This is a genomic window from Spinactinospora alkalitolerans, from assembly GCF_013408795.1.
Taxonomy (GTDB): Bacteria; Actinomycetota; Actinomycetes; order Streptosporangiales; family Streptosporangiaceae; genus Spinactinospora; species Spinactinospora alkalitolerans.
Genome location: NZ_JACCCC010000001.1, coordinates 6,393,005 through 6,405,226, shown reverse-complemented (window position 1 = coordinate 6,405,226; position 12,222 = coordinate 6,393,005). Strand labels below are relative to the sequence as shown.

General features: G+C 69.8%; 12 protein-coding genes. 9 read left to right on the top strand and 3 right to left on the bottom strand.

The genetic code is table 11. From position 1 onward, the window contains the following. Positions 1-339 precede the first annotated feature (339 nt). Complete coding sequence (gene dnaA, locus HDA32_RS28735) at positions 340-2,478, bottom strand: chromosomal replication initiator protein DnaA (RefSeq protein ID WP_179646128.1); 2,139 nt, start codon at positions 2,476-2,478, stop codon at positions 340-342. A gap of 739 nt (positions 2,479-3,217) precedes the next feature. Between dnaA and rpmH the strand changes: the two genes are divergently transcribed. From rpmH to HDA32_RS28690, 9 genes are all read left to right on the top strand, one after another. Then, a complete protein-coding gene (gene rpmH, locus HDA32_RS28730) occupies positions 3,218-3,361 on the top strand; it encodes a 50S ribosomal protein L34 (protein ID WP_179646127.1) in 144 nt (47 codons plus the stop codon). A gap of 220 nt (positions 3,362-3,581) precedes the next feature. Beyond that, complete coding sequence (rnpA, locus tag HDA32_RS28725; RefSeq protein WP_179646126.1) at positions 3,582-4,037, top strand: ribonuclease P protein component; 456 nt, start codon at positions 3,582-3,584, stop codon at positions 4,035-4,037. After that, positions 4,027-4,344, top strand: a complete 318-nt coding sequence (gene yidD / locus HDA32_RS28720) for a membrane protein insertion efficiency factor YidD (RefSeq protein WP_179646125.1) — start codon at positions 4,027-4,029, stop codon at positions 4,342-4,344. Before rnpA ends, yidD begins: the two co-directional genes overlap by 11 nt. 47 nt (positions 4,345-4,391) lie before the next feature. Then, positions 4,392-5,354: a membrane protein insertase YidC gene (gene yidC, locus HDA32_RS28715; protein ID WP_179646124.1), complete on the top strand. Its 963-nt coding sequence runs from the start codon at positions 4,392-4,394 to the stop codon at positions 5,352-5,354. Positions 5,355-5,504: 150 nt separating this feature from the next. Further along, positions 5,505-6,011: a Jag family protein gene (locus HDA32_RS28710; RefSeq protein WP_179647020.1), complete on the top strand. Its 507-nt coding sequence runs from the start codon at positions 5,505-5,507 to the stop codon at positions 6,009-6,011. Positions 6,012-6,314: 303 nt separating this feature from the next. Then, on the top strand, positions 6,315-6,965 hold the full coding sequence (gene rsmG, locus HDA32_RS28705) for a 16S rRNA (guanine(527)-N(7))-methyltransferase RsmG (RefSeq protein ID WP_246335326.1): 651 nt from the start codon (positions 6,315-6,317) through the stop codon (positions 6,963-6,965). Continuing rightward, positions 6,962-8,038 (top strand): ParA family protein, encoded by a 1,077-nt coding sequence (locus tag HDA32_RS28700; protein WP_376767003.1) that lies wholly within the window; start codon positions 6,962-6,964, stop codon positions 8,036-8,038. The genes rsmG and HDA32_RS28700 overlap by 4 nt, the downstream gene beginning before the upstream one ends. A 31-nt stretch (positions 8,039-8,069) precedes the next feature. Next, positions 8,070-9,023 (top strand): ParB/RepB/Spo0J family partition protein, encoded by a 954-nt coding sequence (locus HDA32_RS28695; RefSeq protein ID WP_179646122.1) that lies wholly within the window; start codon positions 8,070-8,072, stop codon positions 9,021-9,023. Between the two features lie 533 nt (positions 9,024-9,556). Continuing rightward, the gene (locus HDA32_RS28690; RefSeq protein ID WP_179646121.1) at positions 9,557-10,648 is read left to right on the top strand and encodes a peptidoglycan recognition protein family protein; all 1,092 of its coding nucleotides are present in this window, start codon (positions 9,557-9,559) and stop codon (positions 10,646-10,648) included. Positions 10,649-10,812: 164 nt separating this feature from the next. On the opposite strand, the gene trxA is transcribed toward HDA32_RS28690, so the two are convergent. Further along, complete coding sequence (gene trxA, locus HDA32_RS28685) at positions 10,813-11,136, bottom strand: thioredoxin (RefSeq protein WP_179646120.1); 324 nt, start codon at positions 11,134-11,136, stop codon at positions 10,813-10,815. Between the two features lie 78 nt (positions 11,137-11,214). After that, complete coding sequence (gene trxB, locus HDA32_RS28680; protein WP_179646119.1) at positions 11,215-12,147, bottom strand: thioredoxin-disulfide reductase; 933 nt, start codon at positions 12,145-12,147, stop codon at positions 11,215-11,217. Positions 12,148-12,222: the final 75 nt, after the last annotated feature.

Below are 12,222 nucleotides of genomic sequence, written 5' to 3'. Positions count from 1 at the left end.
CGTGAATTTTTATCCACTGGGGCTGTGGGCGGCGCTTGGGGAAAACCCCGGCGGCTGTGGACCCCCGAATCTCCTCCACAGTCCGTCCACCGGTTTTCCACGTGTCGTCCACGAGTTATCCACGGTTTCCCCACAGAGTCCGCGCCCCCGCCCCTCGGCCGCGATCCCGTAACCCACAGGGCTCCCACAGGTTACCCACAGCCGAAACGGGGTTATCCGCAGGGTTATCCACAGGTTTTCCCCTACTTTGTCCTTACTCCGTCCATGCTCGGTCCATAAGAGGGCTTGACCCGCGCTTGACGGATGTCCGTTCCGCGGTGGTTCTTCCCCATGGGCGGATCAACCGCGCGACTGCTGCTTGATCCGGTTGGTGAGTTCGGTGACCTGGTTGTAGATCGAGCGCCGCTCCGCCATGAGGGAGCGGATCTTGCGGTCGGCGTGCATCACCGTGGTGTGGTCGCGGCCGCCGAACTGCTGGCCGATCTTGGGCAGGGACAGGTCGGTGAGCTCCCTGCACAGGTACATCGCGATCTGGCGGGCGGTGACCAGGACCCGCGAGCGCGAGGTTCCGCACAGGTCCTCGGTGGTCAGCCCGAAGTAGGAGGCGGTCTGGGCCATGATCGCCGAGGCGGTGATCTCCGGGCCCTCGTCGTCGGGGATCAGGTCCTTCAGCACGATCCCGGTGAGGTGGAGGTCGACCGACTGCCGGTTCAGGCTGGCGAACGCGGTGACCCGGATGAGGGCGCCCTCCAGCTCGCGGATGTTGGTGGAGATCTTGCTGGCGATGAACTCCAGCACCTCCGGGGGCGCGGCCAGGCCCTCCTGCGCGGCCTTCTTGCGCAGGATCGCGATGCGGGTCTCCAGCTCGGGCGGCTGGACGTCGGTGATCAGGCCCCACTCGAAGCGGTTGCGCAGCCGGTCTTCCAGCGTGACCAGCTGCTTGGGCGGGCGGTCGCTGGAGATGACGATCTGCTTGTTGGAGTTGTGCAGCGTGTTGAAGGTGTGGAAGAACTCCTCCTGCGTCTGCTCCTTGTTCTCCAGGAACTGGATGTCGTCGACGAGGAGGACGTCGATGTCGCGGTAGCGGCGGCGGAAGCCGTCGGCCTTGCCGTCGCGGATCGAGTTGATGAACTCGTTGGTGAACTCCTCGGAGCTCACGTAGCGCACGCGGGCGCCGTCGTAGAGGCGCTGGGCGTAGTGGCCGATCGCGTGCAGCAGGTGGGTCTTGCCCAGCCCGGATCCGCCGTAGATGAAGAGCGGGTTGTAGGCCTTGGCCGGGGCCTCGGCGACGGCGACGGCCGCAGCGTGCGCGAACCGGTTGCTCGACCCGATCACGAACGTGTCGAAGGTGTACTTCGGGTTCAGCCGGGCGGGCTCGGCCGACGTGTGCGGCTGGTTGCCGTCGGAGGTGTCGGGGGCGCTGGGCAGCGGGGCCGGCGGCACCGGACCGAGGTCGTCACCGGGCGGCGCGGCGCCATCGGGAACCCGGCCCCCGTCCCCGCGCTGGACGGCGGACTGCTGCGGGTTCTCCCAGGCCGGGGTCTCCCAGCGGTTGGGCGCGTCCCACTGCGGGGACGCCTCCCAGCCGCGGTAGCGGGGATCGCCCCGGTCCTGCTGCTCGCGCTGTCGCTCCTGCTGCTCGCGTTGCCGGTCCTGCAGGTAGCGCTGGACATCGGGGGGCATGCCGCCGCCCGAGGGCCGGCCCGGACCCTCGTCCCAGGAGGCGAGCAGGTCCTCGCCCCCGCCGCGCGCCGGGCGGCCGCCGGATCCATAGCCCTGTGGATAACCCGGCCGGGGCTGCTCCCGGTGCGGCCCCGGACCCTCGGCGGCGCCGTCGGCGCGGTGCCCGGGGTGCTCGGCGCGGTGCCCCGGGTGCTCCCTGGAGTCGAAGGCGGGGTCGCCGGGCTGGCCGAAGTGGCCGTCGGGCAGCGCCTCGGAGGTGGCGGGCGAGGTCGGGACGTCCTCGGGCACGATCGGCTGCTGCTGCCAGGACCGGTCGTGCCGCCCCTCGTCGCGGTGGCCCCGCTGCTCGGCAGGGGCGTCCCACTGGGGGCCGGAGGGCAGATCGGGGTAGCGGCCGTAGTCGGCCCGCGGCCCGCCGGCCTCGTGGCCGGAGGGACCGGTGTCGGCGGGCAGCATCGGCTGGACGCCCGACCCCCCCGAGGAGCCGTAGGGGGAGTGCTGCATCGCACCGGGGGGCGGGGCCGGCTGGACGGCGGTGGGGTCGACGGTGACCGCGACCCTGATCTCGCGGCCGAGCTCGGCCGACAGGGCCTGGCTGATCGCCGGGCGCAGCCGCGTCTCCAGGATCTCCTTGGCGAACTCGTTCGGCGCGGCCAGCAGCGCCGTGTCCTCGATCAGGCCCAGGGGGCGGGTCTGGGGGAGCCAGGCGCGCTGCTGCGGGGGGAGGGCGCTGTTGTCCAGGGTGTCCAGCACGCTCGTCCACACCATTGCGAGGTTGACCTGTGCCTCAGACACGGTGACCTGCCATGGGTTCGCCCCCTTCTAGCGGTTTCCTGCCGGGTCCCCCGGGCGCCGGACCCGGTGCGCCGTCCCGCCGTGATCACGAGTGTTGTCCTGTGGGTAACCGGGGGTGTTTCTGTGGACACCGGTGTGTACGGCCTCGCGACTCCGTTCGGCGCCCGTGGCCCCGCGCATCGCCGCGTTTCCACAGCTTCCGCGCTTCATCCACATGTTGTGCACCGGTTTGTACACAGCCTTTCAGATCTCCGGCGACACAGCGTACTTATCCACAATCCCCAGTTGGAGAGCCATGCCGACAAGCCGGGGACCAGGGAAGGACCGGTTCGGGCAACCCTCCGGCGGGGTACTGTTCATCTCCGACGCTATCCACAGCTTAGGTGTCGTTGTGGGAAGCTCACAGTCTGTGGACAACAGGTTTTCCACAGGGGGTTGATCTTGCTTGGGTTCGGTGGGTGACCGGGATCGTCACCGCTGGTCCGGGGCTCGCGCGATTTGACCGCCGCCCGGCCGGCCCGTATCTTCTTTATGCTTGAGTCGCTATCTGTGTGTGCTCGGCAGCGTGCCTGAGACACGCACGTTGCCACGGCCTGCGCGGCCCGATCCGGCCAACAGAGGACGGCGACGTGAGCGGGCGATGTTCCGGCTGAACGTCCCCGCGACAGCAGCAGGAACAACCAGCCCCGCACAGGCGGGGATGATCCGTAGTACTTCTTAACGCCCCTGGAGCCCAGCAGTGAGCAAGCGTACGTACCAGCCGAACAACCGGCGTCGCGCGAAGACCCACGGTTTCCGGTTGCGCATGCGCACCCGTGCGGGACGCGCGATCATCGCGGCGCGCCGGCGCAAGGGGCGCGCGGCGCTGACCGTCAGCCAGTAGCCGCAAACGAGTCAATCGTCACAACGGACCGGTCTGCCCGCTCAGGCAGCCGGTCCGCTTGTTGTGTGAAGAGGCACCCGATCGAGATCTGACCACTGCGTTCGCGAGGCGAGGCGGGAGTTCCGGATCCCGGATCCGCTGTGCCGCCGGCGGCTTGCGCGCACCGCGGCAGCCGCCCCCTGTGCGAACCCGATCGCCGAACATCAGTGAGGACCGGCCGATGTTGTCCCCGTCCAACCGCATGCGGCGCAGCGCCGACTTCGGTCGCGCCATGCGCGGGGGCCGACGCGCCGGCCGGGAGGCGCTGACGGTGGTCTACCTGGAGCCCCCGCGCGTCGCAGGGGCGTCCCCCGCCGCGCGCACCGCCCCCCGCGTCGGCTTCATCGTCAGCAAGGCGGTCGGCGGGGCGGTCGTGCGCAAGCGGGTGCAGCGCCGCCTGCGGCACCTCATGCGGGAGCGGGTCGCCGACCTGCCTGCGGGTAGCCTGCTAGTAGTGCGGGCAAAGCCCTTGGCCGCGACTCAAGGACACGACACGCTGGCCGCGCAGCTCGACGGCGCTCTGGCCTCGGTCACGCGCCCCCGCAAGAATGCGACACGCCGTCGCCGGGGACGCGGCGAGGCCCCGTCCGAGACGCTGCCGGCCGGCGGGAGAAACGGTCGACCCCATGACGCATGACGGACCCAACCCCGTGGCGCGGACGCTGATCCTGCCCATTCGGGGTTATCAGCGTTTCATCAGTCCGCTGTTCCCCCCGGTCTGCCGGTTCTACCCGTCGTGCAGCGCCTACGCGGTGGAGGCGCTTCAGGTGCACGGGGCGCTGCGAGGGCTGTGGCTGGGCGCCCGCAGGATCGGCCGGTGCCATCCGTTCAACCCGGGCGGAATCGACCCGGTCCCGCCGCGCAGGGGCGAGCCGGCCCGAGAACCCAACGGCCCGGGACCCGGCACCGGTGGCGCCGCCGCCCCCGACCCATCGGGCCCGTAGAGGCCAACCCCGTCAAAGCTGGACTTTCAAGCAAAGGGAGTTAGCCGGTGCTGGACTGGCTGTACAACATCGTCGGCACGGTGCTGATCTGGATCCATTCCGGCCTGAGCACCTTCCTGGACCCGGACAGCGGGATGGCGTGGGGCCTCTCCATCGTCACCCTGACGGTCCTCATGCGGCTGCTGATGGTGCCGCTGTTCGTGAAGCAGATGCACACGCAGCGCAAGATGCAGGACATCCAGCCGCAGATGATGAAGCTGCGCGAGCGCTACAAGAACGACAAGCAGCGCCAGCAGCAGGAAATGATGAAGCTCTACCAGGAGAGCGGCACCAACCCCGTCATGGGCTGCCTCCCGCTGCTGCTGCAGATGCCGGTCTTCTTCGCGCTGTTCAGCGTGTTGCGCAGCGTCGCAGAGGGCAACGCGCAGTACGGCTTCACCGCCGAACTCGCCGACAGCGCCCGCAGCGCCCTGGTGTTCCACGCGCCGATCGCCGCGCAGTTCACGTCCTCGGCCACCGAGCTGGAGCAGTTCGGCGCCGACCCGATCATGGCGAAGATCGTCATCGCCATCGCCTGCGTGATCATGGGCGCCACGACGTTCTTGACGATGCGCCAGAGCATGAGGCGCAGCAGCGCGCAGATGGCGCAGATGCCCGAGAACCCCATGATGCAGTCGCAGAAGATCATGATGTACCTGGCGCCGGCCTTCGGCCTCTTCGGCCTGGGCATGCCGATCGGCGTCCTGATCTACTGGGTCAGCTCCAACGTCTGGACCATGGGCCAGCAGCACTTCCTCTACAAGAAGCACCCGGCGCCCGGTGAGGAGGGCGCCGCCGCTTCGGCCAACGGCGCGAGCGCCTCGGCGAACGGGTCCGGCAAGGGACTCTTCGGCAAGCGCAAGGAAGAAGAGGCCCCTGAGCCGGTCGAAGAGCCTAAGATCGAGCGTAGGCAGCCGAAGAAGCAGTCCCGTTCAAAGCGCAGCGGCGGCAATCCGCCGAATCGGCAGTAGGGTCCCGACTTTCCCGGGGGAATTCCGGGCACGGGTGCGCAGGTGTGCGCCTCCGATGCGCATGACCGGCAGGATCGCGACATAAGGAGACACCCCGCTGTGAGCAACAGCAACACCGACAGCGTGGAAGAGAGCAACGCCGCCGTCGCCGTGGCGGACGCGCCGGAACCGGGCGATTCGGCCGAGGACGGCGTCGACGTCGAGGAACTGGAGCACGAGGGCGACATCGCGGCCGACTACATCGAGGGCCTGCTCGACATCGCCGACTTCGACGGCGACATCGACATGGACGTCGAGGGCGACCGCGCGATGGTCTCCGTTGTGGGGGCCACGCTCGACGAACTCATCGGCGACAAGGGCGAGGTCCTGGAGGCTCTGCAGGAGCTGACCCGGCTCGCGGTGCACCGCACGACCGGCAGCCGCAGCCGGCTCATGCTCGACATCGGCGGTTTCCGCGAGGGGCGGCGCAAGACCCTGACCCGGATCGGCGCCGAGGCCGCCGCGGAGGTCAAGAAGACCGGCGAGGTCAAGCCGCTCACGCCGATGACCCCGTTCGAGCGCAAGGTGGTCCACGACGCGATCGCCGCGGCCGGCCTGCGCAGCGAGTCCGAGGGCGAGGAGCCGCACCGCTACGTGGTCGTCCACCCGGCCGACTAGAGAAGCCGCGCCGCTTCGGTGTTTCACGTGAAACACGGGCCATCCGGGCGGTGACATGAAACGACGGGCGCCCCTCACGCATAGGATCGTGAGGGGCGCCCGTCGTTTTGTCGATGACGTGACATGTGGATGAAAAGGCCAAGGTGGTAGCTGATGACCCCTTCTCGAGACTTCGCCTCGCGAGCTCTCGGGCCGGTCGAGCAGTACCGGGGGGAAGCGCAGGCCGACCCGCAGTCCGCGCCGGAGCGCTCCGCCGGGAACGCGGTCCCTCCGGACCGCGCGCACGAACTGTTCGGTGCGTCCATGCCCGTGATGCGCCGGTACGCGGACCTGCTGGCCGACGCCGGCGTGCAGCGCGGGCTCATCGGTCCGCGGGAGGTCCCGCGGCTGTGGGAGCGCCACCTGATGAACTGCGCCGTGGTGGAGGAGCTCATTCCCCGGGGCGCCGAGGTCGTCGACGTCGGATCGGGCGCCGGCCTTCCCGGCGTGGTCCTCGGCATCCTGCGGCCGGACCTCTCGGTTACGCTGCTGGAGCCGCTGCTGCGCCGGACGGTGTTCCTGCAGGAGTGCGTCGAGCTGCTCGAACTGGAGAACGTGGCCGTGCGCCGGGGCCGGGCGGAGGAGATGAAGAAGGAGCTGCGGGCGGACTTCGTGACCGCCCGCGCCGTCGCTCCGCTCACACGCCTGGCGGGGTGGGCGCTGCCGCTGCTGCGCCCGAAGGGCAGCCTGCTCGCCATGAAGGGGGAGCAGGCGGAGAGTGAACTCGAGGCCGCGCGCGCGGATTTGTCCAAGCAGCGCCCTTGCGTCGCAGATGTGATTCGGGTCGGGCGCGGTAAGGTCGATCCCGCCACCACGGTCGTTCGCGTCACGGTCACATCCGAGAGCGGCCGGTCAACCACGTCCAGGTCCCAGCGCGCACCGGGCGGTAGGAAGAAACGCGGACGGAAGAGGTGAACTCATTCGTGCCCCAGAACCAGTCCGATGGTGCTCATGTTTCACGTGAAACCGGATCGGCCCCAGGCGCGGAATTCGTGCTGAACAACGGCTACGACTCCTATGTTTCACGTGAAACACCGCACTGGGAGGGCGGCCCGTCGCTCTCCGCCGAGGCTCCGGAGGCCGCAGTGGTCGCCGCCGGGGCGCCCCCCGGCGGCTTCGACGTCGAGATGGACACGCCGATCGCTCGCGCCGCCCGCACGGCGATGTCGGTGCGCGGCCGCGGCGACGACCTGTGGCCGCGCCCCGATCGCTGCCGCGTCATCAGCGTCGCCAACCAGAAGGGCGGGGTCGGCAAGACGACCACCACGGTGAACCTCGCCGCGTCGCTTGCGATGCACGGCAACCGCGTACTGGTCGTGGACCTCGACCCGCAGGGCAACGCCTCCACGGCGCTGGGCATGGAGCGCACGCAGGAGTCGCGTTCGATCTACCACTGCCTGGTCGAGGACGAGGAGATCCGCGAGCTGGCGCGCCCGGTGGAGGATGTGCCCAACCTGTGGTGCGTTCCCGCGACCATCGACCTCGCCGGCGCCGAGATCGAACTCGTCTCCCTGGTGGCGCGCGAGGCCAGGCTGAAGCGGGCGTTCGCGGCCTACGACAGCAGCGAGCTGGACTACATCCTGATCGACTGCCCGCCGTCGCTGGGGCTGCTGACCGTCAACGCGATGGTCGCGTGCGAGGAGGTGCTGATCCCGATCCAGTGCGAGTACTACGCGCTGGAGGGGCTCGGTCAACTGCTGCGCAACGTCGAGCTGGTGAAGTCGCACCTCAATCCCGCGCTCACCATCTCCACGATCCTGCTCACCATGTACGACGGCCGCACCCGCCTGGCCTCGCAGGTCGCCGACGAGGTGCGGGGCCACTTCGGTGAACTCGTGCTGCAGTCGCTGGTCCCGCGCAGCGTCCGCGTCTCCGAGGCGCCGAGCTACGGCCAGTCGGTCATGACCTACGACCCCGGATCCACCGGAGCGGTCGCCTACATGGAGGCGGCCAGGGAGATCGCCTTCCGCGCGAAGACGGCCGCCTGAAGTCAATGATGAGTTGTGAAGGGAGTCGGCGGTGAGCCAGCAGCGGCGCGGCCTGGGCAAGGGACTGGGCGCGCTCATCCCGCAGGGGCCGGTGGGCGACGGCGTGAACGGGGCGAGCGCGCCGGTCGGCGCACCGGTGTCCGCATCAGCGGGCCCGGAACCGGTCGACGGCGCCTATCTGGAGGAGATCCCGCTCAGCGCGGTGACCCCGAACCCGCGCCAGCCGCGCCAGCACTTCGACGAGGAGGCGCTCGTCGAGCTCACGGCCTCCATCGGCGAGGTGGGGCTGCTCCAGCCCGTCGTGGTGCGCAAGCTGGACGGCGAGCGCTACGAGCTCATCATGGGGGAGCGGCGCTGGCGCGCCAGCAGGGAGGCCGGACTCCAGCGGATCCCGGCGATCGTCCGGGAGACCGGCGACGACGAGCTGCTGCGTGACGCGCTCCTGGAGAACCTGCACCGCCAGCAGCTCAACCCCCTGGAGGAGGCCGCGGCCTACCAGCAGCTCCTGGACGACTTCGGCGCGACCCACGACGAACTGGCCAAGCGCATCGGCCGCTCCCGGCCGCACATCACCAACACGCTGCGGCTGCTGAACCTGTCGCCGGCGGTGCAGCGCCGGGTCGCGGCCGGGGTGATCACCGCGGGGCACGCCCGGGCGCTGCTGTCGGTGGAGGAGTCCGAGACCCAGGACCGCCTGGCGCAGCGGATCGTCGCCGAAGGGCTGTCCGTGCGGGCGCTGGAGGAGGTCATCGCCCTGGGCGCCGACGACGGCAGATCGGCCGAGCGCCGCAGACCGGCCGCGCGGCAGGAGACGCCACCGCAGATCGAGGAGCTGGCGAGCCGCCTCTCCGACGTCTTCGACACCCGGGTGAAGGTCAACATGGGCCGCAACAAGGGCAAGATCGTCGTGGAGTTCGCGACGATGGAGGACCTGGAGCGGATCATCGCCACCATGGCCCCGAACGAACCCGGCGACTGGGACTGACCGGATCGACAGGTCGACTTCACCGACAAGTCGACCTGTCCACGGGTCGCCAAGTCCGCAATCCTTGGCCACTGGGGACCTTTGACATCAGCCCCAGGTGGGATCCGCGGTGACCGGGCGATTCTCTCACGTGGCCGAAGGCCCATAGACGGAAATCGCCCACCCGCGCGCCCACTCCCCCCTGGGGCCGGGCTTGAAGACCCCCTGGGGTCGAGGTGGAGGGGGTCCGCCCGCGCGCCGTCCCTTCTGGGGTTGGCCTTCACGACCCCCTGGGGTCGAGGTGGGCGCGTTCCATCTGCGTGTCACCTCCTCCTGGGGCGGGCCTTACCAACCCCCTGGGGACCGGCGTTATTACAGCCTCTGGCCGGAACCAGCCGGGATCCACACGGCTACCACGGGGTTCCCTAGACTCCTTGGGCCGGGACCGACCGTCCGGCCGGGGCCGTCCGCCGGGCGATCTGTATCGAGGAGCGCTCCGACGCCCCCTCCTCATCTCTCTTGGAGCGCGATCCATGCTGCGAAGGCGACAGTTCATGACCCTCGGAGCCGTGGCCGGCGGCGCCATGGCCGTCGGCGGCGCAACGGCCGCGGCGCGTCCCGCCGCCGCGAGCGGCACGGCCGGTCCGGACGCCTTTCCCGCCACGCTGGCGGAGCGCTCGCCCGGCGGTGCGGGGCCGGTGCGGCCCGAATCGGGGTTCGACCACGTCGCCGTCCTCTCGGCGGAGGGGAGCGCCGAGACCGCCGAGATCAGGTTCGTAGGGGCCGACGGGCCGGGGTCATGGCGTCCGCTGAGCTTCGGCGACCACGCCAGGGACGGCGACGCGGCGGCGCCGGCCGCGCTGCTGGCGGTCCCCGCGGGCAGCGTCGGCTACGAGGTGCGCGCGTCGGACGGCGGTGCCGTGGAGACCGTCGCCATCAACACCAGGGACGGCCGGCCGGTGCGCTCAGGGGGAGCGGCGACCGGGATCCTGACCGGTCCGGGTCGGGGAGGGGGCGCGACGCCGGTGCGCTACGTCTCCCGCGCCGGATGGGGCGCCGATGAGTCGCTGCGCTTCGACGAGCACGGCAACGACCTGTGGCCCGCGGAGTTCTCTCCGGTCCAGGCGCTGACGGTGCACCACGCGGCGATGCCCGTCGACGCCGACCGCAGGGCGACGGTCCGGGCGGTCTACCAGTTGCACGCGGTGGAGCAGGCGTGGGGGGACATCGGCTACCACCTGCTCATCGACCCTGAGGGCACGGTCTATGAGGGCAGGGTCTCCGGGGACGACCGGCTGCCGGTCTTCTCCGGCGTCCCCCGGCCCGGCGGCGCGCGTTCGGTGACGGCCGGGCACGTCGGCGGGTACAACTCGGGGAACATCGGCATCTGCCTCCTCGGCGACTTCACCTCGGAGATGCCGAGCGAGGCGGCCCGGGACGGCCTGGTGCGGGTGCTCCGGCTGCTCTGCCTGCTCACCGGTGTGGATCCGATGGAGCGGATCGACTACGTCAACCCGGTGAACGGCGTGACGGCCGCGGTACACGGGCTGTCGCGCCACCGCGACTGGCTGCCCACCGAGTGCCCCGGCAACGCCTTCGCCGAGAACTTCGCCGCCCTGCGCGAGCGCGTCGCCGCCGGGCTGTGACGCCGATGGGCCGTCGGCGTTTCACGTGAAACATCGGCTCGCGCCCCGCTGAGCGTCCTGCCATGCGCCCCGCTGCGCGCTCCGCCGGCGCGTCACGGCCCTCCCACGGCAACGAGAACGGCCCCCGGGTCTCCCCGGGGGCCGTTTCACGTGAAACATCGGGCTCAGATGTAGCCGTCCAGCTCCTTGAGCATCAGCGACTTCGGCTTGGCGCCCATGATCTGCTTGACGACCTCGCCGTCCTTGTACAGGTTCATGGTCGGGATCTGCATGATCCCGTACTCGCGCGGCACGTTGGGCTGCTTGTCGATGTTCAACTTGACGATCGTGATCTTGTCCTCGTGCTCGTCCGCGATCTCCTTGAGGATCGGGGCGACCTGGCGGCACGGGCCGCACCACTCGGCCCAGAAGTCGACCAGCACCGGCTTGTCACTCTTCAGGACGTCGGCGTCGAAGCTGGCGTCGGTGACCTCTTTGATCTCAGCCACGGGAATGCTCCTCACGGGTGGAACTGGTGGAAACGGGTGTGAAAAGGCTTTTCAGCGGGGCCGGCCGCCCCCGCGCCCTCACTCGCCGAGTTCGGCGAGGTGGCGCTCGGCGTCCAGCGAGGCGGAGCAGCCGGTGCCCGCGGCGGTGACGGCCTGACGGTAGCTGTGGTCGACGACGTCACCGCAGGCGAACACGCCGGGGATGTTGGTCTTGGTCGTGGGGGCCTCGACCGCGAGGTAGCCGTCGGCGTCGAGGTCGAGCTGGCCCTTGAAGAGCTCCACACGCGGGTCGTGGCCGACCGCGATGAACAGGCCGGTGATGTCGAGGACGCTCTCCTCGCCGGTCTCCCGGTTGCGCAGGCGCACGCCGTTGACCTTGGTGTCGCCCAGGACCTCGGTCACCTCGCTGTTCCACACGAAGCGGATCTTGTCGTTGGCGAACGCGCGGTCCTGCATGATCTTACTGGCGCGCAGTTCGTCGCGGCGGTGGATGACCGTCACCGACCGGGCGAAGCGGGTGAGGAAGGTGGCCTCCTCCATGGCGGTGTCGCCGCCGCCGACGACCGCGATGTCCTGGTCCCGGAAGAAGAAGCCGTCGCAGGTGGCGCACCAGGAGGTGCCGCGCCCGGAGAACTGCTCCTCGCCGGGGATGCCGAGCTTGCGGTAGCCCGACCCGGTGGCGACGATGACCGTGTGCGCGCGGTAGGCGGTGTCGCCGACCTTGACGATCTTGGGTGCGGCCGTCAGGTCGACCTCGGTGACGTCGTCGGGCACGAGTTCGGCACCGAAGCGCTCGGCCTGCTTGCGCATGTTGTCCATGAGCTCCGGGCCCATGATGCCGTCGGGGAAGCCGGGGAAGTTCTCGACATCGGTGGTGTTCATCAGCGCACCACCGGCGGTCACCGATCCTTCGAACACCAGCGGCCGGAGCTCGGCCCGTGCCGCGTAGACGGCGGCGGTGTACCCCGCGGGACCCGACCCGATGATGATCACATTACGGACGTCGCTCACGCTTATAGGCCCCTTAACCACTCGTACATTCATTCGCCTTGCGGCGAAGCGGGAAGACTATCCACTTCAACCGAT